Source organism: Flavivirga spongiicola (assembly GCF_030540825.1).
In the GTDB taxonomy this organism is placed as follows: Bacteria; Bacteroidota; Bacteroidia; order Flavobacteriales; family Flavobacteriaceae; genus Flavivirga; species Flavivirga spongiicola.
This window is the reverse complement of sequence record NZ_JAUOEO010000001.1, coordinates 1,377,670-1,402,961: the sequence shown is the minus strand read 5'-3', so window position 1 is coordinate 1,402,961 and position 25,292 is coordinate 1,377,670. Positions and strand designations below refer to the sequence as shown.

The 25,292-nt window shown below is 33.3% G+C and carries 23 protein-coding genes; 7 read left to right on the top strand and 16 right to left on the bottom strand.

The genetic code is table 11. From position 1 onward, the window contains the following. Positions 1-15: 15 nt before the first annotated feature. From Q4Q47_RS05340 to Q4Q47_RS05330, 3 genes are all read right to left on the bottom strand, one after another. Positions 16-1,572: an NAD(P)/FAD-dependent oxidoreductase gene (locus Q4Q47_RS05340; RefSeq protein ID WP_303305616.1), complete on the bottom strand. Its 1,557-nt coding sequence runs from the start codon at positions 1,570-1,572 to the stop codon at positions 16-18. Between the two features lie 75 nt (positions 1,573-1,647). After that, on the bottom strand, positions 1,648-2,166 hold the full coding sequence (locus Q4Q47_RS05335) for a DinB family protein (protein ID WP_303305615.1): 519 nt from the start codon (positions 2,164-2,166) through the stop codon (positions 1,648-1,650). A 3-nt stretch (positions 2,167-2,169) separates the two neighbouring features. Next, positions 2,170-2,832, bottom strand: a complete 663-nt coding sequence (locus Q4Q47_RS05330; protein ID WP_303305614.1) for a pyridoxamine 5'-phosphate oxidase family protein — start codon at positions 2,830-2,832, stop codon at positions 2,170-2,172. A gap of 91 nt (positions 2,833-2,923) precedes the next feature. On the opposite strand from Q4Q47_RS05330, the gene Q4Q47_RS05325 reads away from it, so the two are divergent. Then, positions 2,924-4,405: an aminotransferase-like domain-containing protein gene (locus tag Q4Q47_RS05325; RefSeq protein WP_303305613.1), complete on the top strand. Its 1,482-nt coding sequence runs from the start codon at positions 2,924-2,926 to the stop codon at positions 4,403-4,405. Between the two features lie 173 nt (positions 4,406-4,578). Here Q4Q47_RS05325 and Q4Q47_RS05320 read toward each other — a convergent pair whose 3' ends face one another. Both Q4Q47_RS05320 and Q4Q47_RS05315 read right to left on the bottom strand, forming a co-directional pair. Continuing rightward, on the bottom strand, positions 4,579-5,664 hold the full coding sequence (locus Q4Q47_RS05320) for a glycosyl hydrolase 53 family protein (RefSeq protein WP_303305612.1): 1,086 nt from the start codon (positions 5,662-5,664) through the stop codon (positions 4,579-4,581). 139 nt (positions 5,665-5,803) lie between these two features. Then, positions 5,804-6,718, bottom strand: a complete 915-nt coding sequence (locus Q4Q47_RS05315) for a dihydrofolate reductase (RefSeq protein WP_303305611.1) — start codon at positions 6,716-6,718, stop codon at positions 5,804-5,806. Between the two features lie 279 nt (positions 6,719-6,997). Here Q4Q47_RS05315 and Q4Q47_RS05310 point away from each other — a divergent pair, with 279 nt between their 5' ends. Beyond that, positions 6,998-7,294: an isoamylase early set domain-containing protein gene (locus tag Q4Q47_RS05310; RefSeq protein ID WP_303305610.1), complete on the top strand. Its 297-nt coding sequence runs from the start codon at positions 6,998-7,000 to the stop codon at positions 7,292-7,294. 59 nt (positions 7,295-7,353) lie between these two features. Here the strand turns inward: Q4Q47_RS05310 and Q4Q47_RS05305 are convergent, their stop codons facing one another. The 6 genes from Q4Q47_RS05305 to Q4Q47_RS05280 all read right to left on the bottom strand — a co-directional run bounded on the left by Q4Q47_RS05305 (position 7,354) and on the right by Q4Q47_RS05280 (position 13,332). Then, entirely contained in the window at positions 7,354-7,836 is a 483-nt protein-coding gene (locus tag Q4Q47_RS05305) for an energy transducer TonB (RefSeq protein ID WP_303305609.1), read from the bottom strand. An 85-nt stretch (positions 7,837-7,921) separates the two neighbouring features. Then, entirely contained in the window at positions 7,922-8,776 is an 855-nt protein-coding gene (locus Q4Q47_RS05300) for a thymidylate synthase (protein WP_303305608.1), read from the bottom strand. A 220-nt stretch (positions 8,777-8,996) separates the two neighbouring features. Further along, the gene (locus Q4Q47_RS05295) at positions 8,997-10,541 is read right to left on the bottom strand and encodes a NupC/NupG family nucleoside CNT transporter (RefSeq protein WP_303305607.1); all 1,545 of its coding nucleotides are present in this window, start codon (positions 10,539-10,541) and stop codon (positions 8,997-8,999) included. Between the two features lie 226 nt (positions 10,542-10,767). Beyond that, the gene (locus Q4Q47_RS05290) at positions 10,768-11,382 is read right to left on the bottom strand and encodes a bifunctional nuclease family protein (RefSeq protein WP_303305606.1); all 615 of its coding nucleotides are present in this window, start codon (positions 11,380-11,382) and stop codon (positions 10,768-10,770) included. Between the two features lie 121 nt (positions 11,383-11,503). Beyond that, on the bottom strand, positions 11,504-12,463 hold the full coding sequence (locus tag Q4Q47_RS05285) for an electron transfer flavoprotein subunit alpha/FixB family protein (protein ID WP_303305605.1): 960 nt from the start codon (positions 12,461-12,463) through the stop codon (positions 11,504-11,506). 122 nt (positions 12,464-12,585) lie between these two features. Further along, positions 12,586-13,332, bottom strand: coding sequence for an electron transfer flavoprotein subunit beta/FixA family protein (locus Q4Q47_RS05280; RefSeq protein ID WP_303305604.1), 747 nt, complete (start codon positions 13,330-13,332; stop codon positions 12,586-12,588). Positions 13,333-13,743: 411 nt separating this feature from the next. On the opposite strand from Q4Q47_RS05280, the gene Q4Q47_RS05275 reads away from it, so the two are divergent. Both Q4Q47_RS05275 and Q4Q47_RS05270 read left to right on the top strand, forming a co-directional pair. Then, complete coding sequence (locus tag Q4Q47_RS05275; RefSeq protein ID WP_303305603.1) at positions 13,744-14,721, top strand: pyruvate dehydrogenase complex E1 component subunit beta; 978 nt, start codon at positions 13,744-13,746, stop codon at positions 14,719-14,721. 105 nt (positions 14,722-14,826) lie between these two features. Then, the gene (locus tag Q4Q47_RS05270) at positions 14,827-17,289 is read left to right on the top strand and encodes a DUF5686 family protein (protein WP_303305602.1); all 2,463 of its coding nucleotides are present in this window, start codon (positions 14,827-14,829) and stop codon (positions 17,287-17,289) included. A 112-nt stretch (positions 17,290-17,401) separates the two neighbouring features. On the opposite strand, the gene Q4Q47_RS05265 is transcribed toward Q4Q47_RS05270, so the two are convergent. Both Q4Q47_RS05265 and Q4Q47_RS05260 read right to left on the bottom strand, forming a co-directional pair. Continuing rightward, on the bottom strand, positions 17,402-17,764 hold the full coding sequence (locus Q4Q47_RS05265; RefSeq protein ID WP_303305601.1) for a VOC family protein: 363 nt from the start codon (positions 17,762-17,764) through the stop codon (positions 17,402-17,404). 171 nt (positions 17,765-17,935) lie between these two features. Beyond that, positions 17,936-19,360 carry a serine hydrolase domain-containing protein gene (locus Q4Q47_RS05260; protein WP_303305600.1) on the bottom strand — a complete coding sequence of 475 codons (1,425 nt, stop codon included), beginning with the start codon at positions 19,358-19,360 and terminating at the stop codon, positions 17,936-17,938. Positions 19,361-19,587: 227 nt separating this feature from the next. Here Q4Q47_RS05260 and dnaG point away from each other — a divergent pair, with 227 nt between their 5' ends. After that, on the top strand, positions 19,588-21,546 hold the full coding sequence (gene dnaG, locus Q4Q47_RS05255) for a DNA primase (RefSeq protein ID WP_303308442.1): 1,959 nt from the start codon (positions 19,588-19,590) through the stop codon (positions 21,544-21,546). Here the strand turns inward: dnaG and Q4Q47_RS05250 are convergent. Both Q4Q47_RS05250 and nadE read right to left on the bottom strand, forming a co-directional pair. Then, positions 21,541-22,170 (bottom strand): response regulator, encoded by a 630-nt coding sequence (locus Q4Q47_RS05250; protein ID WP_303305599.1) that lies wholly within the window; start codon positions 22,168-22,170, stop codon positions 21,541-21,543. The genes dnaG and Q4Q47_RS05250 overlap by 6 nt on opposite strands. 96 nt (positions 22,171-22,266) lie before the next feature. Continuing rightward, a complete protein-coding gene (gene nadE, locus Q4Q47_RS05245; RefSeq protein WP_303305598.1) occupies positions 22,267-23,055 on the bottom strand; it encodes an NAD(+) synthase in 789 nt (262 codons plus the stop codon). Positions 23,056-23,307: 252 nt separating this feature from the next. Between nadE and gldB the strand changes: the two genes are divergently transcribed. Both gldB and gldC read left to right on the top strand, forming a co-directional pair. Then, on the top strand, positions 23,308-24,270 hold the full coding sequence (gldB, locus tag Q4Q47_RS05240; protein WP_303305597.1) for a gliding motility lipoprotein GldB: 963 nt from the start codon (positions 23,308-23,310) through the stop codon (positions 24,268-24,270). Continuing rightward, positions 24,270-24,605 carry a gliding motility protein GldC gene (gene gldC, locus Q4Q47_RS05235; protein ID WP_303305596.1) on the top strand — a complete coding sequence of 112 codons (336 nt, stop codon included), beginning with the start codon at positions 24,270-24,272 and terminating at the stop codon, positions 24,603-24,605. The genes gldB and gldC overlap by 1 nt, the downstream gene beginning before the upstream one ends. 25 nt (positions 24,606-24,630) lie before the next feature. Here the strand turns inward: gldC and def are convergent, their stop codons facing one another. Beyond that, a complete protein-coding gene (gene def / locus Q4Q47_RS05230) occupies positions 24,631-25,266 on the bottom strand; it encodes a peptide deformylase (protein ID WP_303305595.1) in 636 nt (211 codons plus the stop codon). Between the last annotated feature and the right edge of the window lie 26 nt (positions 25,267-25,292).

Here is a 25,292-nt window from a genome sequence, read left to right as displayed (position 1 = left end):
GATTCCAATTCTTTTCTACAAATTCACAATAGCAGCTTCCGCACAACGTTCTCCATCCATGGCAGCAGATATAATACCACCTGCATAACCACCACCTTCTCCGCATGGAAATAAATTAGAAACTTCTGGGTGTTGTAAGTGTTCGTTTCTGGGAATACAAACTGGTGATGAGGTTCTGGATTCTACCCCAACAATGTTAGCTTCAGCAGTATAATAGCCTTTCATTTTCTGTCCGAAGGCTTGAAACCCTTTTCTAAGTCTGCTCCCTATTAATTTTGGTAATAAGGAATGTAAAGGAGCCGATTTTAAACCTGGTTGATAGGAGGTTGGGTTTAAATCGTCCGATAGTTTTCCTTCTACAAAATCGGTGAGTTTTTGAGCTGGAGCAATCTGACTTCTTCCTCCTGCAGTAAAGGCTAGTTTTTCTAAGTTTTTTTGATACTCTAACCCTTTTAAAACGCCGAATTTCTCATATTTGTGCAAATCAGCATCCGCATTAATTTCAACGACAATACCTGAATTTGCATACAGATTATTTCGTTTAGAAGGAGACATGCCATTTACCACGACTTCACCATTTGCCGTGGCTGCCGGTACTATAAATCCACCTGGGCACATGCAAAAGGAATAGACGCCTCTGTTATTTATCTGATTTACTAAACTATACGAAGCGGCCGGGAGTAATTTGTTACGTTCACCACTACAATGATATTGTATAGAATCTATAATGTGTTGTGGATGCTCTACCCGAACCCCCATGGCGAACGATTTTGCTTCTAATGCTATTTTCTTTTTATGCAATAAATAAAAGATATCTCGAGCTGAATGCCCCGTTGCTAAAATAACTCTGTTTACTGCTATTTCTTCGCCGTTTTGAAGTTGTATGGCTTGTATTTTGTTAGCTTTTATAATGAAGTCAGTCACTCTGGTTTCAAAATGAATTTCACCACCATAATTTAAAATGGTTTCTCGTATATTTTGAACCACTTTAGGTAATTTATTAGTGCCTATGTGTGGATGTGCATCCACCAGAATCTGATCAGTGGCCCCATGAAACACTAAGTTTTCAAAAATTCGACGCACATCCCCTCGTTTTAAACTTCGAGTATATAATTTGCCATCGCTATAAGTACCTGCACCGCCTTCACCAAAACAATAGTTGGAGTCTTCATTTACAAAATGATCTTGATTAATTGCCTTTAAGTCACGCCGGCGATCCTGAACATTTTTGCCACGTTCTAACACGATGGGTCTGTAACCTAATTCAATACAACGTAAAGCAGCGTACATACCTGCTGGACCGAACCCGATAATATGTATGGGTTTGGCTTTTGAAATATCTTTATAATCAAATTGATATTCAGAGGTTTTTGGTAATGTCTCTCTAATATAAACAGCAACTTTATAGTTGAAAATAATTTTTGGTTTTCGAGCATCAATAGATTTACGAAGTACTTTGACACCTGTAATAGCTTCTTTATCTATATCTAACGCATACGCCGATTTTATTATTAAAATATCACTGCGTTCTTCGTCTTTAAGTGAAATACGAAGCTGAATCTCTTTTACCATGCCGCAAAATTACTCAAATTTAAGAGAAGATTCAGAAAAAGAATGTGATGCCTAAAAGCGCCATATTATTAAAGTTTACCTCTTAGTAAAATAACGTTCCTCTAAAATATTAAAATGATGTTTTGCATGTCCAATAATAGTAAACCCAAAAGCCAGAGGACTTATCCTTATTTCAGAACTAATACCAACTCGATGGAGCATATCTTCATTGAAACTTTCGAATAAAGGGATGGTTGATTGTCTTACTAATCTAAATTCCTTTAGTAAATCTTCTATACTCCTGTTGTTAGCGTATGCATTTTTAGCATATATATTTTCATCAAACCCTAATAAGGCTTTTGGTTCTAATCTGGATATGCACAACGCTCTGTAAGCAAGGATTCTTTCAGTATCAATTATATGCTGAAGTAATTCTTTGGGTGTCCATTTATTTGACTCGTACCTATATTCCTGATGTTGAACCAACTTTTCAGAAATGCTTTCTAAAATAGTTTCACTATGCTTTAAGCCATCTATTAAATGAGTATGGTCATCAACCAATGCGATGTACCTATCAAAGAAGTCTGGAATAAATTTTAAGTCGGATTTTTTCATTGTTTAGGCTTTATTCTTTTTATAATAGGCTACCACATGCTTAGGGGTTCTTATTTGTCTTGGTAATAAGGCATCTTTAACAGGAAGCTCCGCCACTTGTTTTAATGGTATAATGCCTGCCCAAATAGGAAGATCTAAATCACTTTTTTCATCTACAACACCGACGTCTCTAATTTTAGCCGATGCGGTTTGTATTTCCATTTCAAGAACAAGCGTACCATTAAATTCTTTAAGATTCATCGGCCTTAGTTCTTCCCAGCGACCAGGAATCATATGATCTACAACACATTTTAAAGCAGCTTCTTTTTCTTCTCGGTTTTCAACTTTAGTAATGCTAGTAAATAAGGTCGCAGATCTGTAATTTACAGAGTGATGAAATCCGGAACGTGCTAATATGAGTGCATCTAAATGCATGATAGTCATACTGGCTTCTTTAGCTTCTAAAAGTGCTAACAACATGCGATTTTTCAGAGAGCCATGCAGGTATATTTTATTCTCTATTCTACCGTAGGCCATAGGCAGGCAAATTGCCTTTCCATTGTAATTGTAGCTTACGTACCCCACAAACCCTGCGTCCAGAATATTATTTATTTGTTCTACATCATAAACGGCTCTTTTAGCGCCTCGTTTTACTTGGTTTAATTCAGATGTTGCATACGTTGACATAACTGTTCGATTTGATTGTTATTTAAAACAAAATTAGTAGATTTATGGATCGTTGTATTCATCCAGAAATCATTTTTTTAATAGTCCAGTTATGATTCCTTATAAAACCATTATTAAAATAGATAGAGCTATTAAACAGCCTGTTTATATTCAGTTAACCAACCAATTTATAGATTTAATCAAGGAACGAACTCTACCGCCACAGGCGAAACTACCAGGAAGTAGAACCTTGTCAGATTTAATAGGGGTGCACAGAAAAACGGTAGTAGCTTGTTACGAGGAGCTTACATTACAAGGGTGGATTGAGAGTATTCCAAAAAAAGGAACCTTTGTTCATAAGGACATCCCCATTTTACAGCAGCAAAAATGGATTGAAAAGACCGTTAGCAAAAAGAATGATATTACAGGGTTTAGCTTTAAACAAAACCCCATTTTAGATCAAAATTTTCCACAGGACTATCTAGATGATTATATGTATGTCAACGATGGTGTTTCGGATGAAAGGCTGACACCAGTTAAAGAGTTGTCGATTATTTATAGAAAAATTTCGAATAAGAAGCATACGCTTAAATATATGAATTATGGGACCACTTATGGTAATCCAGAATTAAGAGATACTTTGGTGAGCTATTTGAATGAAACCAGAGGGCTAAACATTACTAAAGATAATATTCTTATAACCAGAGGAAGCCAGATGGGCATGTTTTTAGCATCTCAATTATTAATTGAAAACCAAGAGTATATTATAGTGGGAGAGACCAATTATAGTTCAGCAGATACGACGTTTGAATTTGCTAAAGCCAAATTATTAAGAGTTAGAGTAGATAAAAATGGATTAGACACAAACGCTATAGAAAGACTATGTGAAAAGTATGCTATTAAAGCGGTTTATACCACACCACACCACCACCACCCAACCACTGTGACGCTTTCTGCACAGCGAAGAATGCATCTTTTAAATTTGGCTAAAACCTATCGTTTTGCCATTCTTGAGGATGATTATGATTACGATTTTCATTATAACCATGCACCTATTTTACCTCTAGCAAGTCATGATACGCATGGGAATGTTATTTATGTAGGTTCGATTTGTAAAACGGTAGCACCAGTTTATAGGGTTGGTTACTTAATCGCATCAAAGGATTTTGTCGATGAATGTGCCAAGTTGCGACGTTTTGTGGACAGACAAGGCGATGCTATTTTAGAATTAACATTTTCTAATTTTATTAAAGATGGGAGTCTAGACAGACATATTAAAAAAGTCGTTAAAATATATAAAGCCCGTCGTGACTTATTCTGTAAACTTCTTAAACAGGAATTAAGTGATTATCTGTCTTTTGAAATCCCTAAAGGAGGTATGGCATTATGGGTAGTTTTAAATGAAAACTATTCGTGGGATAGGGTTACAAAAGTGGCGAAACAACACAAACTAATTATTTCAGAATGGCAGTGTTATGACGTAGAAAATGCTAATCATAATGCTATTCGTATAGGTTTTGCACGCAATAATGAAATGGAGGCTAGAGCGTTTGTAAAGCGATTTAAAGAAACGATGCAGGATATTGATGTATAAGAATCTTTTAGCTAGGGGTTTGAGGATTTATAGGCATATTCGTTTAACGTGTTTATAAGATTAGTTGCGTGTTTTAAGCACCTAATTTAGCAAATATAAACTGAATAGAAAATCCGCAAGAATTTTCGTAAGAGGCTTGTACCAGCAATTAATTTATACAGTATTGGAAATAGTTATTTATTTAAATAAGTATTCCAAGTAGTTTTTGATAATCTTTCGTTACTGTTTTCATCAAGCAATCCTGAGTCTCTCCATAATTGACCAATGTCTTTTAGCTCCACAGGAAATGTTTCCCAAAGTGTATCATAATCTCTGTGCGTCCACCAAATTACAAATTCATAATTCTGTTCTTGGGCATTTTCTAATAAGGTTTCTAAATAAAGGTTTTGCTCAATTTCGGTTCCATTAATAGATATATTTAAATTTGGCACTATTAAATCCTCTGCTATATGACTGGTTTCTACAAAAGAAATAGGTTTGTTAATGTTGTTGTGCAAAAAATCAAAAGTTTGTTGAAATTCGTTTTTTGAATGTAGATTTTTAAAAAAAGGATAAAAACTAATAGCTACAAAATCCATTTGATTCATATAGCTTGTCATTTCATCTATATGTTCTGTTGGATTAGGAACATCAGGCTCATGCAAATTATGTAACGATATGGATTCTGAAATTGTTAAGTTTGGATATAATCGCTTAATCCTTGATTTTACATTCTGAATTAATAGTTTGTATGAGTCCCATTTACCTTCAGCTCTTATTCTTAATTCATTAACTTCAATAGCTATAACTAAATAGTCTGGCGTTAATTGACTTACTAAATAGTTAATATGTTTAAAATAGGCATCTTCAATTTCAACATCATTTAGATTTGAATATGAAGGAATCGTACCATCGAAGTCCTCGGCAAGTTCGTCTCTATTTGAATTTAATAAGCTAACAGAAAGTAATAATTGAGCGTTGTCTATTTTTCTGTTTGCTCTACCAGTAATTTCATTTGTAAATTCTGTAGGTAAGGTCAAATTATTCATCCAAGCATTCCAAGGAATTTTATTGTCAATATGTTCGGTATAGATATCTGCATTATTTTCTATAAATGAATACGTATCATTTACATCTTGTATATTAGGTCCAAAACTCCAAGTAGTAAATCCCATCTTAAAATTCCTATTCACAATAGGTTCAGAAAGTGTATTATCCTTACTACAGCTAGATAAAGAAATAAAGACACCAAGTAGAAGTATGTGAAGTTTAGATAACATATTTGTATTAGTTCTAATTATTGCCAATGACTTAATATGAAACAAGTTCAGCACATGTCGTTCCATTATTTTATGTTACCTGCCTGTCGGCAGACAGGAACGAATTTAGTTGAAAGTTTTTACAAAATCAAGTCTTGCTCTACTTCCTCTCATAAGTCAAAAACGAAAACTCATACTTATGTTTGTCATCTTTAGTATGAAAGATATTAGCCGTTTCTTTCCAAATGGAAGTGTCTATTTCTGGAAAGAAGGCATCCGCTTCAAAATCTTCATGTACTCGTGTTAATTCAATTTTATCGGCCAATAATAACGCTTGTTTGTATATTTCGCCACCACCAATAATATAAGGCTGCGGATCATTTTTAACCGCACTAATCGCGTCTTCTAAACTATTAACGACGATAATACCTTCGGGTACTTGATAATCAGCTTGCCTTGTAATCACAATATGTGTTCTGTTGGGTAAGGGCTTCGGGAAACTTTCAAAAGTTTTTCTTCCCATAATAATATGGTGACCATTAGTAAGGCTTTTAAAACGTTTTAAATCGTCACTTAAATGCCAAATCAATTTATTGTCTTTACCTATAGCATCATTTTCTGCAGCAGCAACAATAATAGTAAGCTCAGACGTTTTTTCTTTTTTCTTTAGAGATTCGTTATAATGCTCGCTTTCTGCAATATGAGGTGCTTCTTTTTTAAGTTCAGTTTTCAGCTGCTCTATTCTTAGCTTCTGTTGCACCATGAGTTTGTCCAATTGTTTTTGCTCCCAGGCTTTTCCCATGAATTTATGTGTAATAAACACATTAAATGTATGATAAAGGAAAAAGAAAAGCCAAATAAGAATAGCAAATAAAAACCATTCTTTCCCAAACAGAGTAAAATCTTTACCTATGTCCAGAACAGTATTAGCAAGAATTATAAATACAGAACCAATTAAAAAAAGTACAAAGTGAATGTATAAACGTTTCTTCTGTTTAATACGTTTTTGAGCATTTTGAATCAGTTCCAATTGCTCCTGATCTATTTGAGGGCGTTCTTTCTTTTTTCCAAACATAAGCGTCTAATAAGAGGTGTAAAGTTATAATATTTTGTTGAATTTTTTATGTTTTAAAACGAAATCGTTTTCGTTTTAAAAGCACTGAAAATCAGACGAAAAACAAAAATACGGGTTTGGTAATTTGATAAATATGACACAGACATTTTACGTAGTTTAAATAAATGTAAAGTAATACTTAACAAATTGATAATTCTTTTGGGTTTACCCAATTACATACAAATATGGGACGCTTTGTTTTATAAATTTGTTACAAAATCAACACAAAAAATTAAAATTATGGCTATTACAAAACAATATTTAAAAAGCAAACCAGTTTGTAAAGTAACTTTTTCTGTACCTGCTAAAGAAGCAAATGAGGTCACCGTAGTTGGAACTTTCAACGAGTGGAACACAAAATCAACAACACTTAAAAAGCTTAAAAATGGTACTTTTAAAGGGACTGTAGCTTTAGAAAAAGATAACTCTTATGAGTTTAGGTATATTGTTGATGGAACTTACATCAATGATGAACAAGCAGATGCTTACGCGTGGAGTGACTATGCATCGGCTGAAAATGGTGTATTAAACGTTTAGTTTAATGTAATCTTAAATTTAAAAAAGTATTTTCTATTACAGAAAGTACTTTTTTAATACTAGTTATTTCCTGGACTTTCAGAGTTATCCATGTTAAAGACAATGGGTATCATATAAGAAATAGAAACAGGTTTCCCTTTGTGATAACCGGGTTTTTTCATTTTTGGAATTAGTTTTAATACACGAAAAGTTTCTTCTTCATATTTTGGATGGGGTACTTCTGCCTTAATGTCTTTAATATTTCCTTCTTTATCTATTGTAAAAAAAGCTCTTATTCTAATTTGTCCAACAAGTAGTTCAGACCGTTTAACTACATTAGCATTAAAATGACGACTGACATGATTTGCAATACTTCGAGTAAAACACTTTTTTAACTCAGAATTGCTAAGTTTTTCATGACAATGAATTTCATTATAGATAGGAGGTTTTTCTATTATGGCAAAAGGAATTTTATGAGATTCTTCAATAGCTTCGTCAGTTTTTTCTTGAGAGTAGATAGATGCGTTTAAAAAGAGTAATATTAATGGAAATAATTGTTTCAAAGTTTGTGTTTTTTGTCTGATCGAGTAATCGATAAGACATTATTATTTCATGTTTAATTCATGAGATTCCTGCTTTCGCAGGAATTTATATGGCCACTGCACCTTTTATATGCGGATGTGGATCGTAATCTACCAAAGAGAAATCATCGAAAGTAAAATCGAAAATATCTTTTATCTCTGGGTTTAATATCATTTTAGGCAATGGTCTAAGTGCTCTGGATAATTGCAGCTCCAATTGTTCGTAATGATTGCTATAAATATGCGCATCACCAAACGTATGGATAAATTCGCCAGCCTCATAACCACAAACTTGCGCCATCATCATAGTGAATAAAGCATAAGATGCAATGTTGAAAGGCACGCCTAAAAAGATATCTGCACTTCGTTGATATAGTTGTAAAGATAACCGTGGTTTAGCATTTACACCTTCTTTGGGGGCTGGGGGGCTTACATAAAATTGAAAAAATGCATGACAAGGCGGCAAAGCTGCTTTACCATTAGCGACGTTTTCGTCAAATGATTTTGAAGTGTCTGGTAACACAGATGGATTCCATGCAGAGACCAACATTCTACGGCTATTAGGGTTGTTTTTTAAAGTATGAATAATTTCCTTAATTTGATCTATCTCATCGCTATTCCAGTTGCGCCATTGATGTCCATAAACAGGTCCTAAATCGCCATTGGCATCTGCCCACTCATTCCAAATACGTACACCGTTTTCTGTAAGGTACTTGGTATTCGTATCCCCTTTTAGAAACCAAAGTAATTCGTAAATTATTGATTTTAAGTGTAGTTTTTTAGTAGTAACCATAGGGAAACCTTCACTTAAATCAAATCGCATTTGATGCCCGAAAACACTTTTCGTACCAGTACCGGTACGGTCTCCTTTTTCATGTCCGTTTTCTAAAACGTGTTTTACAAGGTCGTGGTATTGTTTCATAATAACTTCCTGCGTAGGCAGGAATCTCTTTAAATTAAAAATAAATTTAGAATGTAGCGAAAATCTTTTACTTAAGATACTTCGACTGCGCTCAGTATGACAAAATATTGGGAGTAAAAATAAAAAAAAGCATTTAAGTTTTAATGCTCGGTAGTTCAATATATATTATAAAGTTATTAACTGTTTTATGAATAAGATTCCTGCCTTCTCAGGAATTAGGTTAACCAATAATCATACCTGCAATAGTAGCAGAAATTAAAGAGGCGATAGTCCCACCAATGAGTGCTTTCATACCAAACTGAGATAGTAATTTTCGTTGTCCCGGAGCTAAAGATCCAATACCTCCAATTTGGATACCAATAGAAGCAAAATTTGCAAAACCACACAGCATATAAGTTGCCATAATTATAGACTTCTCATAATTGAGATGTACTGCGCTTGTAACGTTTTTTAAATCTCGCAATTGTATATAGCCTATAAATTCACTAGCTGCTAATTTAATACCTAACAATTGCCCCATTAAGGCCATATCTTCTTTAGCAACACCAATAAGCCACATGAGTGGTGCAAAAGTGTAGCCTAAAATTAATTCAAGTGATAAACTTTTATATGGCGTATTGCTAACTACCCATGTATTTATTGTAGAGATATCACCAACCCAACCTAGTATACCATTAAACATAGCAATAAAGGCAACAAACACTAAAAGCATAGCACCCACATTAACGGCGAGTTTTAAACCTTCTGTAGTTCCATTGGCGATAGCATCTAAAATGTTAGCGCCAATTTTTTCCTGAGAAACTTTAACGTCTGTGTTAACATCTTCAGTTTGTGGATACAATATTTTTGAAATAACGATGGCACCGGGAGCTGCCATTACTGAAGCAGCTAAAAGGTGTTTTGCATAAAATAATCTGAGTTCTGGATCATTACCTCCTAAAAAGCCTATGTATGCTGCTAATACGGCTCCTGCAACAGTTGCCATGCCACCAATCATGACTAAAAGCATTTCGGACTTATTCATTTTTTCTAAATAAGCCTTTATTAAAAGAGGTGCTTCTGTTTGACCTAAAAAGATGTTACCAGCTACACTCAGGCTCTCTGCTCCAGAAATTTTTAAAGCTTTAGAAAGTAACCAAGCCATAGCTTTTACCACCTTTTGAATAATGCCTAAATAAAATAAAACGGAAGTTAAGGCAGAAAAGAATATAATGGTTGGTAATACTTGAAAAGCAAATATAAACCCAAACGTATCCATATCTACAACTAATCCTTCAAACAAAAACTTACTACCTGCTCTTGTGAACTCTAAGACTTCAACAAAAAGCCCACCAATAAATTCAAAAATGCCCTTAATGAATTCAACTTTTAAAACGCCAATAGCAATTAATAACTGAAAGGCTAAACCAATACCGACAATCTTCCAATTAATGGCTTTTCTATTGCTACTAAAAAGAAAGGCTAGAAATACTAAAGAAATCATGCCTAAAATACCTCGCCATAAGCTATTAATTGAAAAACCTTGACTTGGAATAATGGTATTTGTAGAGCTATTAGTAGTACTTTTTATTGATGCATCTTCAGGTTTTGAATCTGTGTTATTTATGCTTAAAGTGTCTACAGAATTATTTACAGGTGTCTTTTGTTGAACAGTAGTTTCATTTTGAACAGAATCCAAGGGTTTGGTTTCATTTGTCTCTTGTGCTATAGTTGACGATGTAAATAAGAAAAAAATAGCGACAAAAAACAAAGAAAACTGTTTCATATTAAAGAGTAAATTTATTAGTGAAACTCAATTTTGAAAAGTTGCGAAGCAATGTCTTCAAAATTGTAAGTTGAACCTGCCTGCCGGCAGACAGATTAATCCCGCTTCATGTGCTGAACTTGTTTCAGTATCCAGCGGGATCTTTAGATCTAATATCCCAAATCTTGCTTTGGGTTTTAAAAATTATTTTTCTATATAATACCTCATGAGCTTGCTCCGAGATAGTTTATTCTCGTTTCGAGATTTCATCACGAATATGAGCTGCTTTTTCATAGTCTTCATTAGAAACAGCTTCGTCTAATAAGCTATGTAACTCTTCAAGTGTTTTTCCTTTAAGGTTTTCACGAGGAGCATCTGACTCTAACTCGGTGGAAATGATATCATCTACCAAAATACTGTCTTCATTTTCACCCTCTTCCTTCGGATTCACTTTTAAATAGATCCCAGCCTTATCAAGAATGTTTTTATAAGTAAAAATAGGTGCGTCAAAACGAAGTGCTAAGGCAATAGCATCACTAGTTCTGGCATCTATAATTTCTTCAATTTTATCACGCTCGCAAATTAAACTAGAATAAAAAACACCATCAACTAGTTTATGGATAATCACTTGTTTTACAACAATATCAAAACGGTCTGAGAAATTTTTAAATAAATCGTGTGTTAATGGTCTGGGAGGCCTAATTTCTTTTTCCAAAGCAATGGCAATAGATTGTGCTTCAAAAGCACCAATGACAATTGGAAGTTTACGGTCGCCATCTAATTCGTTTAGAATTAAGGCATAAGCACCGTTTTGGGTTTGGCTATAGGATATTCCTTTTATATTTAATCTTACTAAACTCATAATTTATAAAAAACGCAAAGAACCGTTTAAATTAGGACTTTACCAACTGACAGAGACAGATTTAAGTATTTAGTGCTAATTTAAGCAGTTCTATACGACTATACAATTTATAAAAAATAATTTATTGTTGTGCTTTAAAAGCTTTTAATTTTTCTATAAGTTGCGGAACAACTTCAAAAGCATCTCCAACAACGCCATAATCTGCGGCCTTAAAGAAAGGCGCTTCAGCATCTGTGTTGATGACTACTTTTACTTTAGAGGCATTAATTCCAGCCAAATGTTGAATGGCTCCGGAAATACCTATCGCAATATATAAATTTGATGCTACAGGTTTACCAGTTTGACCAACGTGCTCGCTATGAGGTCTCCATCCTAAATCTGAAACAGGCTTAGAACATGCTGTTGCTGCTCCTAAAACATCTGCCAATTCTTCTACCATACCCCAATTTTCAGGACCTTTTAATCCGCGGCCAGCTGATACAACGATGTCAGCATCTGCAATAGTGACTTTGTCTGTCGCTTTATCAATAGATTCTACTTTTATTCCCGAATCTGAAATTGAAGGAGAGAAATCTTCCGAGGAAGCGTTACCACTATTTTCTACCAAACCAAACGAATTATTAGAAACACCTATGATTTTTACATCGGTATTGATTTGAGATATTTCGAAAGCCTTATTAGTAAATGCGGTACGTTTAACTGTAAAAGGAGATGTACTCGTTGGGGCTTCAATAACATTAGAAGCATATCCTGCATTTAAACCAACGGCTAAAAGTGGTGCTAAATATTTACTATCAGCACTGGAGCTGACTATAACAACTTTTGCTGCTTCTTTTTCTGCCGCTTGTTTAATAGCTTCTGCATAGCTATTAGCGTTAAAAGATTGTAATTGCGGATTCGACACATTTAAAACTTTATCGACACCATAGTTTCCTAATTCTGAAGCACCATCTACATTTATAGTAACGGCTGTAACGGTTGTTCCTAATTGATTAGCTACTGCTTTGGCATAAGAAGCAACTTCTAAAGCTGCTTTTTTAAAGGTGCCTTGCTCTGATTCTGTATATACTAAAACTGACATAAAAAATTTCTAATTTTTTTCCTCACCCCAATTCCTCTCCAAAGGAAAGGACTTAAGGGCTTTTTTGTTAATATTGTTTTCCGTTTTCTAATCCCCTCCTTTTGGAGGCGTTAGGGGAGGCTTTAAATAACTTTAGCTTCGTTATGAAGTAGATTTACCAATTCATCTAAATTATCTGCCGAAACCAATTTTACAGCACCTTTGGGTGCAGGTTTCTCAAATTTAACAGAGGTTGTTTCTGCATTGGCATCAATAGGATCAACAACGGTTAAAGGTTTTTGACGCGCCATCATAATCCCTCTCATATTTGGGATTCTAAGATCACTTTCTTCAACCAATCCTTTTTGTCCGCCAATGACTAGCGGCAGGGCTGTAGAGACCGTTTCTTTTCCACCATCAATTTCTCTAACAACTTGCGCAGAAGTACCATCTACTTCTAAGCCAATACAATTATTTACAAAGTTAGCGTTGGTTAATCCTGCAATCATACCTGGAACCATACCACCATTATAATCGATAGACTCACGACCAGCAATAACTAAATCATAAGCACCATCTTTAACAACATTTGCTAATTGTTTTGCTACCGAAAAACCATCAGAAGCAGCAGTGTTTACTCTAATTGCTGCATCGGCACCAATGGCCAAAGCTTTACGAAGTGTAGGTTCTGTTTCTGTACTACCAACATTTACAACCGTAACATGGGCACCTTGTTTTTCTTTAAACCACATAGCGCGGGTTAAACCAAATTCATCATTTGGGTTTATTACAAATTGTACACCGTTGGTATCAAATTTTGTGTCACCTTCACTGAAATTAATTTTAGAAGTTGTATCAGGGACATGACTAATGCACACTAATATTTTCATATTATAACAATTTAATCGTTTAGTTTTTTATTTAAGTTAGTCTGTTAATTTTGTGTAATTATTGGTTGAAAAACAACCGTTTAAATATTAAAATTTTCGACAAAATTTTGAGTTTACGAAGGTAATTATTTTATTTCGATTATTTACTATGCACGCATAGCAAATAATCGAAATAAAATATCAAAAGTTCATGATCTATTAATGTTTTCTTAAAAATTAATAAACGAATGATTGGTAAACTAAGGAATAAATAAAAAAAATAGAATTAATTTAAAGTAACAAATCTTCATTATTCGTATATAATTTCTTTAAAATTGATAATTTTTTTTTGTGGATAATTTTACTGTTAGTTTTTATGTAAAATTATAATCAATAATTCCTATTTTTGCAACTCGAATTAAAATTAGGTTAATGAAGACAATTCAATTTAGAGAGGCTATATGTGAAGCCATGAGCGAAGAAATGCGCAGGGATGAAAGCATTTATTTAATGGGTGAAGAAGTAGCAGAATATAATGGTGCTTACAAAGCATCAAAAGGGATGTTGGATGAGTTTGGAGCCAAGCGTGTTATTGATACACCCATTGCAGAACTTGGTTTTGCAGGGATAGCTATTGGTTCTACGATGACCGGGAACAGACCGATTGTTGAGTATATGACGTTTAACTTCTCTTTAGTTGGAATTGATCAAATTATAAACAATGCTGCAAAAATAAGACAGATGTCCGGAGGGCAATTTAAATGCCCGATTGTGTTTCGTGGTCCTACTGCTTCAGCAGGTCAATTAGGAGCAACGCATTCACAAGCATTTGAAAATTGGTTTGCTAACACGCCTGGATTAAAAGTAGTTGTACCCTCTAATCCGTATGATGCAAAAGGTTTATTAAAAGCAGCGATTCGTGATGATGATCCGGTTATTTTTATGGAAAGCGAACAAATGTATGGAGATAAAGGTGAAGTGCCAGAAGGCGAATATGTATTGCCTTTAGGTGTTGCAGAGATTAAGCGTGAAGGAACAGATGTAACGATTGTGTCTTTTGGAAAGATCATTAAAGAAGCTTATAAAGCAGCCGACGAATTAGCTAAAGAGAATATTTCTTGTGAAATTATTGATTTGCGTACTGTTCGTCCAATGGATAGAAAAGCGATTCTGGAATCGGTTAAAAAAACCAACAGACTAGTAGTTTTAGAAGAAGCATGGCCTTTTGGGAATGTGGCCACCGAAATCACCTATTTAGTACAAAGTGAAGCGTTTGATTATTTAGATGCTCCGATTGTAAAAATTAATACTGCAGATACGCCAGCACCGTACTCACCGGTTTTATTAGCAGAATGGTTACCAAATAGCGATGATGTTATAAAAGCGGTAAAAAAAGTATTATACAAATAAATTAAAATTTTTTGCGTTATATGAACTTCATTAGCACGATTGTTGATGAAGTTTTTTGTTATTATGAATATAAGACTACCTATTACATTTTTTTTCTTCGGAATAATGTCCACAATAGCACAAACTAAAGCTAGCGGTTATGTGTTTGACGAGTTTAACGAGCCTGTAGCGTTTGCAAATGTTATTTTTAAAGGCTCTACCATTGGAACCATAACAAATGAAAATGGAAAGTTCTATTTAGAATCTGATGAAACCTGGGATGCATTAACCATTTCTTTTATTGGTTATGAGCTATTAAAAGTGCCTTTAGATAAAAAGGTAAATTATAATTTAAAGTTTACGCTTAAAGAAGAAAATGCACAATTGGACCAAATTGTTATAACAGCTGGAAAGCAGTCAAAAAAGAACAATCCAGCTATTGACTTGCTTAGAAAAATCTGGGAACATAAACGCAAAAACGGTTTAAACCTATATAAACAATACGAATACGATAAATACGAAAAGGTGGAATTTGATATTAATACTATAGATAGTGCACTCATAAAAAGTCGACTTTTTAGAGGTATGGAGTTTGTTTTTGAAGAAGTTGATACATCCCGCGTGACCGGTAAAACATATTTACCTATGTTTATAAACGAAGCGGCTTCAAGAGTCTATGGTGATAACGTTATTAATAAAAAGAAGGAAGTCCTAAAAGGAAATAAAAACTCTGGATTTAGCGATAATCAAATAGTGATTGATTTTGTTAATGATTTGTATTCCGATTATAATGTATACGATAATTATTTAAAGTTTTTCGATAAAAGTTTTGTAAGTCCTTTGTCTAAAACAGGAATTAGTACTTATAATTATGTATTGTCCGATAGTACTTTTATAGATAATAAATGGTGTTACAATATTATTTATTATCCAAGACGAAAAAATGAACTGACTTTTAAAGGTGATTTTTGGGTGGCAGATAGTACGTATGCTATTAAAGAAATTAATTTACAAGCTTCAAAAAGTGCCAATATAAACTGGGTAAAAGAGATTTATATAGAGCAAGAGTTTGAAGTGCTAAACGATTCTTTATTTCTTGTGAAACGTGATTATATGATGTCTGATTTTGCTTTGAATAAAAAGGAGAAATCGCGGGGTGTTTATGGCAAACGTACCACATTATATGATAATTATGAGTTTGATAAAGAACTGGATAAAAAGTTCTATGATCGTGAAGTTTATAACTACGATAAAGATGTTTACGATAGAGGAGATGCCTTTTGGGCAGAGAATCGTTTAGAAGCTTTAAATAAAGATGAAAAGGGGGTTTATAAAATGCTTGATACTTTAAAAACGGTCAAGAAATTTAAGCAACTTTATAATTTAGGAAGTATTTTATCATCTGGCTATATTGAGTTTAATACCCTACCTTTAGATTACGGCCCTATTTTCTCAACCTTTGGATTCAACGAAGTGGAAAACTTACGTTTGCGAGTAGGGGGACGTACTTATTTTGGAAGAAATGATCTTTGGCGATTACAAGGGTTTTTAGCTTATGGTTTTGGAGATGATAAATTTAAATATGGTATTTCTGGAAAATGGTTGTTAGATAAAAAGAGCAGACTGATTATTTCTGGAGGCAATCGGCGTGATGTTGAACAAATAGGTGCGAGTTTAACAACTTCTACCGATGTTTTAGGAAGAAGTTTAGCCTCTTCATCAGTTGTTGGAACAAGTACTAATGATAAATTAACTTCCTTAAATTTAACCAGCTTAGCCATCGAAGCAGAACCATGGCGCAATGTTATTTTTAGATTGGGCGGAAATTACCGGACTTTAGAATCTGCGTCACCCACTTTTAGCTTAGATTATAATACACCAACAGGCATAGCATCTGAAATTAAGCAGTTTGAAAGCTCATTGTCTGTGTCTTTTTTTCCAAAACGAAAAATGACAGGTTTTGGTGTAGAACGTCGTGAAGCTAATGATGGTTTTGCACGGATATTTGCTCAAGTAAGTAGAGGAGATAAGGGGCTGTTTGATAGTGATTTTGACTATACAAAATTACAGTTATCATATATACAGCCGTGGCAAGTTGGTGGTTTTGGTAGATTAACCACAACTGTAGAAGCTGGGAAAACCTTTGGAGAAGTACCGCTTGGCTTATTAAGTGTAATACCAGGAAACCAATCGTATTTCTCTATCTATAATACCTTTTCTCAATTAGATTTTTACGAATTTGTATCCGATACTTATACTTCGTTGCATTTAGAGCATAATTTTAACGGGCGTTTGTTTTCAAGGATTCCGTTTTTAAGGAAGTTCAATCTCCGTGAAATTGTGAGTATACGTGGTGTCTGGGGAGAGATTTCTGATGAAAATATTTTATTAAATACCACAAGTAACCCAAATTCTATTCCTTTGGTCGCACCATCGGATAAAATGTATTATGAATACAGTTTGGGAGTTGGTAATATTTTTAAAGTATTTAGAATAGACTTTAACTTTAGAGGGAATTATTTGGATGAAGTTGCGAATCCAGATGCCAGAAAATTTGGTATTACTGGTACTTTTGGGTTTTATTTTTAAAAAGTTTGTTTAAAAGCTTCGACTGTGATTTTGTGTGGAATCATCCTTAGAGTCATTCCAATAAAGGTATTATCTAATAAACTTACACGGTTTATTAATGCCAATTCTGTTTTTAAATATCTTCGACTATAAAAATTGAATTATTGTTCAAGTCATAAAATCCAAATTCATTTGTTTTCCAATCAGTATTTAATCGCAGCTTTTCAGGTTTTATAGTCCCTCTTTCTACAAATTCTTTAAAAATCGGCTCTAAATTCTTTACAAATATTTTTATAACGGAACCACCAAGTAATGGATCTTCTTTTGTGTCAGCATGCCATTGTAAGTGAATGAAAAGATTTTTTCTCCTTAATACAGCATACATTTTGTCTTTATGTATAACTTGAAATCCAACATGTTTTTCATACCATTCAATGTCTCGATCAATATTTTGACTTGGCATTACTGGTGAAATTTCTAATAATTCAGTTTCCATAAATGTTTGTGTTCAATGCGCTATGGCGTGTTTGTATAAATTTAGTTTATATTGCTTTTATATAATCGTTTTTGCAAAGACAGGAGTTTATTTTAGTTTTAATTTAAAAGAAGTTGTTTAATAAGTTATCACAAAATACTTCAATTTAATTACCTGTTTTACCAGCTAATTCTAATTTACTTTTTCGAAAGCATTGATATTTCCTAAGGACATATATACAACATCTCCTTTTTCATTCTTTATAAAGCCCATGGTTCGTTTTCCATCATAACTTTTAAATAATAAAGGTTCTATCTGATAAAATGTTCTGTTAAATCCCGAAAGGGTGTTGTCATCATTAGCAGTAAGGCTGTATGTTTGTTCGTGGCGATTTTTTGGACATGTTTTACAAGTACTCATCCATCTATAGTTTCCTGCGAATTTGTTTACATTAGTTTTAATCCTATTTGGATTATAAATTATTTCTGGATTTTTTGCAAAATGCTCTAATATAGTTTCTACAACTTTTTTTCTAAGGTTAGTACCTTCATGGTGATTAGCTACAAAGATTCCCATGTTTTTTTCAGGAACTAAGGTCATAAATGTGCTATATCCCAACATATCCCCTCCATGATTGTACGTTTTTAGACCAAAATGATTTTTTTCATAAAGACCAAATGCAAAACCGTCTACTTGAGGTAGGACAGAGAGTTGTTGCTGTTGCATACTTAGGGCAGTAGCCTTATTCAGAATTTTATGATTATTGAAGGTCCCTAAATTTAAATGCATTTGCATGTATTTAGCCATATCGGTAGCTGTACTATTTATAGATGACGCAGGATAAGTGTGATACCATTCCCAGGGCTGAGGTTTATTAATTCCGTTCTCGTATTCATAGCCTATTGATAGATAATTTTCTTGATCTTTTGGGATTTCTATACTCGTCATTGACATGTCAAGAGGTGTCCAAATATTTTTGTTCATAAACGCTTCTAAACTAAGACCACTTATATCCTCCACTAATAAACCTGCTAGTGCTATTCCGAAAGTAGAATAAGCTGAAACAACTCCAGGTTCCCTCAATCTAACTAGTTTGTTTTTTAGGAAAGTATTTTGCGAAATTTGTTTATTCTGTTTGTAGACAACCCGCCCTCTAAGCTCATCAAACCCTGCACTATGGGTCATTAAATGAAAAGGTGTGACAGGTTTTTTATAATTAGCTGGTACTTTTACTGTTTTTAAATAGGTATTGACATCAGTATCCAGATTGATTTTATCTTTGTCCTTTAATTGTAGTAAAGCCGTTACCGTAAATGTTTTGGTAATAGAACCAATTCTAAAAATGGTTGAATCTGGGCTGACTAATTTTGCATTTTTGCCTAAAGAGGTATAGCCATACCCTTTTTTTAGGATGGTTTTTCCGTCTTTTACAATAATAAAAGTAGCTCCTGGAATATGATCAGATTCCATAACGTTTAGAATAAGTGAATCAAGTTTGCTCTCCAACTTATCAATAGAATAGTCCGTTTTTTGAGCGATAACATTTAGACTAATAAGAGTTAAAATTAATGAAAGAACATTTTTTGATATCATTTTACTTAAGAGGTCTTTAATCATTAATAATGCTTTGATAAAGTAAGTTTTAATTTGTTTTCTATATACCATTGAACGAAATTAGTTTGATTTTCTTGCAAATTCAAAAAAATATTAGGTTTCTAATATCAATAGTTTGTATTACTTTTACATGGTCGTTCCTTAGTTTATAGTGAGCGTAATCGGAATACAAGAAATCCATTTTAGTTTTAATTTAAAAGATTCCTGCTTTCGCAGGAATGACAAATAGTTTGATATCAGCAACAACCATAGACCAAGTGTTTGAAGCTTCTCGTGTAGAGGAAGTTATTGGAGATTTTGTAAATCTTAAAAAGGCAGGAAGCAATTTTAAAGGTTTAAGCCCTTTTAGTGATGAGCGTTCACCAAGTTTTATGGTGTCGCCTGTAAAACAAATATGGAAAGATTTTTCTACAGGTAAAGGCGGCACGGCGGTATCATTTTTAATGGAACACGAACATTTTACCTATCCAGAAGCCATCAAATACCTTGCTAAAAAATATAATATTGAAATAGAGGAAACCGAACAATCTAATGAGCAAAAAGAGCAAGCGAATGAACGCGAAAGTTTATATCTAGTGAGTGAGTTTGCAAATACATATTTTCAAAAAATACTTCATAAGACCGATCAGGGAAAATCAATTGGGTTAAGCTATTTTAAAGAACGTGGATTTACCGAGGAAACCGTAAAAAAGTTTGATTTAGGGTATTCACTTGATGCCTGGCAAGCCTTTACAGATGAAGCTTTAAAGCAAGGCTATAATATTGATTATTTACAAAAAACGGGACTTACTATTGTAAAAGAAGACAAGCGTTTTGATAGGTTTAAAGGACGTGTTATGTTCCCTATTAAAAGTATGAGTGGTCGTGTTTTAGGGTTTGGTGGACGCATATTAACGAATGATAAAAAGGCTGCTAAATACGTAAACTCTCCAGAAAGTGATATTTACCATAAAAGTAATGTGTTATACGGTATATATCATGCGAAGCAGGGTATTGCTAAGGAAGATAATTGTTATTTAGTTGAGGGATATACGGATGTTATTCAATTTCATCAAACGGGTGTGAAAAATGTGGTGTCTTCATCTGGAACGGCTTTAACATCAGAGCAAATTCGACTTATTAATAGGTTAACAAAAAATATCACGGTACTTTTTGATGGTGATGCTGCCGGTATGCGTGCTTCGCTACGAGGTATTGATCTTATTTTGGAACAAGGCATGAATGTGAAAGTTTGCACCTTTCCAGAAGGGGAGGATCCAGATAGTTTTGCAAAACAAAACACGCTTGAAGAACTGACTCTGTATTTGAATGAAAATGCAAAAGATTTTATTCAATTTAAAGCATCTGTTTTATTTGAAGAATCAAAAAATGATCCTATTAAGAAAGCAGACACTGTTAGAGATATTGTAAACAGTATTTCTAAAATCCCAGATCGTATTAAAAAGGAAATTTATATTCAGGAATGTGCCAGAATAATGGACATTAGCGAAGAAGTTTTGTTTAGTACGCTAGCTCAAATTAATAAAAAGGAGTTTCAGGAAGATAATAAACAGTTTAAAAAAGACAAAAAAGCATTTGAGGTTATCAAACATCAGGAACCCGTAAAAAAGGTTGATGTACAGTATATTTTAGAACGAAAGATTATAGAAGTTCTATTGCTCTATGGAAACAAAGTAGAAGACTTTGAAGATTTAGTTTTAAAAGAAAATGACAAAGGTGAATTGATTTTAGAGCCAGTAATCCATCAATCGAAGGTCTTCGAAAAAATATTTCTAGACCTTCAAGATGATGAAATGGAATTCTCTAATACACAGTTTAAAACTCTGTATTATAGTATTATAGATGCACTAAATCAAAATCCGGATTTTGAACTTAAATCATACATAAACACTGTTGATAATCAGACGTCTAATGAAATCACAACCATTTTAATGGAAGATGAGCGTTATGCATTAGATGACTGGAAACGCATGAATATTTTTCCAAAAGAAAAAATACAAAGTGTCGCACAATTAGTTAGTGAAACTATATTAAGTTTACGATGTTTTTTAATAGACCAAAAAGTAAAAGAGTTTCAACAAGAAACATTACAAAGTAAAAACGATGTAAATAGAAATATTCTGGAAGAAGTCAAAGACTATTCAGGCTTAAAAATGCTACTCTCTAGAAAATTAAATCGTGTGTTATAGTTGCTCGCTTAGCTTAGCTTGATTAACTAAATCAACTAAATTAGTAACTTTTAACTTTCGCATTAATCTTGCTTTGTAAGTACTAACCGTTTTCTCGTTAATATCAAGTTCCTTAGAAATCTCTTTGTTTTTTCTACCAACCGTTAACAGCTTTAAAACTTCTGCTTCTCTAGTTGATAGTTTTTTATAAAAAGTACCACTTTTATTAACTCTATTGCCAAATGCAAGTTGCTGAGTTAATTCATTGCTTAAATGAATACCTCCGTCATGCACTTTTAATATAGCCTCATTAATGCTTATAACATTAACAGATTTGTTTAAATACCCAGATGCGCCAGCTTTGATGGCGTTTATGGCATAAACTTCTTCTGGTTGGCCACTAAAGATAATGGTTTTTATATCCGGATAGTCATTTTTTAAATAACGTAACACTGTTAACCCATTTAATTTAGGGAAATCGGCTTCGGTTAAAATAATGTCTACAGGATTCTTTTTAATGAATTCTAAGATGGCTTCGCCATCATTTACGCTTCCTACAATTTTAATGTTTGGAGAGGCAGAAAAAAGGACTTCTAACCCTTTTCTTGTGATTGGGTGGTTGTCCGCTATTAATAGTTTAATCATAATGTAAAGCTTTTATAATATTTAGTTAGAATGGTATTATAATTGAGAGAGTAAGCTTGCAGCAAATGTAGTGAATTTTTGAGTAATTTACAATTCCTACAACAAAATGTTGGGAATATCACAAATTGGTATGGGAATCATCTTATGTTTATTGGCACTATTAAAGCGTTTATAAATTTTAAAAACTTCTAATTCTCTATCAGAAAAATCGTTTGCATTTTTACCGGCATCGTCCATTTTCATTGCCCATTCGAGTTCCGGGTACGAGGCTCCTATTTGGTCTTCATCACTTCTGGTATCTCCAAATAAACCATCACTAGGAGCGGCTTGCATGATAGATTCAGGTACTTGTAAATAAGCCCCTAATTTGTAGACTTCAGATTTTAGCAAATCGGCAATTGGACTCAAATCGACGCCACCATCACCATATTTTGTGTAAAAACCAACACCAAAATCTTCCACTTTATTACCTGTTCCGGCTACCAATAATTTGTAAAGCCCAGCATAATAGTAAAGTGTTGTCATACGCAATCGCGCTCGCGTATTTGCCAAAGCCATATCTATCGTGGCTTGGTCGCCATCAGAGAATACTTCGGTTTTAAATTCTTCAAAAACAGGTGTTAAATCGGTGCGTGTATCGCTTACATTGTCAAATCTGTTTTTTAAAAGAGTGATATGTTCTTGTGCTCTGGTTACATGACTCTCAGCTTGGTGAATAGGCATTTCTATACATAGTACATTTAAACCCGTTTTAGCACATAAAGTAGAAGTTACGGCAGAATCTATACCCCCTGAAATACCAATGACAAAACCATTAACGCCGGCATTCGTTGCGTAATCTTTTAACCAATTAACTATATGATCTACAACTTTTTCTGTTTGCATTTTAAATGAATTTAAATTTAATATCAATTAAATTATAAAATAGCTTAAACAAACTTGTTCATTTTTTATTTCTTTACTTATTAGATTTGTATAAATAATGCTATAAAAATCAATCGAAGCATCATAAAATAAAAAAGCAACGTCGTTTCTTATGTGTTATTTCATAACCAAATTGATATAAGAATAGTACCTTTGCAGACAAAAATAAACGAATCACCCAATTAATAAAAGTTTATACCCTTTAAGTTTTATATGAAGAATTTATTATTGTGTTTAATAATTTTAGTGGTTGCTATTTCTTGTAAAAATGAGAATACGTTAGAAAATGAAATCGCTAATCTAAATATAGATATCAAGGTAGAGCGTTTTGATTTGTTATTTGCCAATATCACTTCAGAAAACTTGTCAAAATTAAAGAAAGCATATCCTTTTATGTTTTCTGAAAAATACAAAGACTCGTTTTGGATTGCTAAAATTACAGATACATTACAGGTGCAATTATTTGATGCTGTTAAAAGTGAATTTCAAAATTTTAATGAAACGGAGCTGGAGATAGAATCTTTATTTAATCATTTAAAATATTATTTTCCTGAATTTTACCCACCAAGAGTTATAACGACAACAAGTAATGTAGATTACAGAAATAGAGTCATAATTACAGATACCATTGCGATATTAGCTTTAGATACGTATTTGGGAAGTGGGCATGAGTTTTATGGAAGTATTCCAAAGTATATAAGCGAAAATTTAAAGAAAGAACAAATTACGGTTGATTTGGCCGAGGAATATGCTAAGAAATATATATATCAAGGTCAAAATAAAACTTTGTTAGACGAAATGATATATTTTGGAAAACAGCTCTATTTTAAAGACGCTGTTGTTCCTTTTAAAAATGAAGCAGCGCGTATTGGGTATTCAAAAGAACAATTGGATTGGGCTGTTGTTAACGAAAGTTATATTTGGCGCTATCTTGTAGAAAGAGAGTTGTTATTTAGTACAGATTCTAAATTACTAGGTAGGTTTATAAACCCTGCGCCGTTTTCTAAGTTTTATTTGGAAGATATTGATGCCGATTCTCCAGGTCGTTTAGGTCAATATATAGGTTGGCAAATTGTAAGAGCCTATATGGAACAAAACGATGTGACTTTAAAAGATATGCTAATAACAAGCACCGAAGATATTTTTAATAATTCAAAGTTTAAACCACGTAAATAATGTCAGACAAAATAACTTCTAAAATAGAATTGAATGTTGAGCTTGATGCGAATAGAGTCCCTGAGAAATTACATTGGACCGCGTTAGATGGAGGTATAACAAATGAAGAAGCAAAAGCTATGATGCTTGCTGTTTGGGATTCTAAAGCACAAGAAACACTCCGTATTGATTTATGGACGAAAGATATGCCAGTTGATGAAATGAAAGTGTTTTTTTATCAAACATTAGTCGCTATGAGTGATACTTTTAATAGAGCAACTCAAGATGAAAAAATGACAGCTACCATGAAAGATTTTTGCGATTATTTTGCTGAAAAACTGGAAATTAAGAAATAAGTAACCAGTAACCAGTAACCAGTAATTAGTAATTAGTCTTTTTAGTATTATCAAGTTCTTTCTGTAAATGGTCTAAATATAGGATGCCATTTAAATGATCGATTTCATGTTGAAAAATGACCGATGTAAAACTTGTAACTGTTTCAGTTTTATGTTCTCCTTTTATAGTATCATATTCAATAGTTATAGATTGTGCTCTACTATTTAATATTTCTGTTCGGTTAGGAATAGATAAACAACCTTCTTTAACTGTTTGTTTGTCTTCCGAGTATTTGATAATTTTTGGATTTAGATATACTTCAAAAGGAAAATGTTCCTTATCAAAACGTTGTACCCAAATAATGTTTTTTAAAACACCTACTTGGGGTGCTGCTATACCAACTCCCATAGATATACTATCTCTCACGGTGGCATAAAGTCTTTTTATAAAAAGGTGTAGTGTTTTATTTTTTGGATCGGGCTTCATATAGCCGCTTTTAGTTCTTAATAAAAGGGAATCTTTTGTGTTAGTTATTTTATAAATGCGCATAGGTGATAAACTATCTGCATTCATAATTAAACGAGATTCTTTTTTGGAAAAATCATTTTTTAGAGCACTTTTTGTGCTAGAACATCCTATAATTAAAAAAAGTCCGAAAGCTAAAAAGATTAGGTTTTTCATAAGAGCGAAATAATTATACTAAGAAC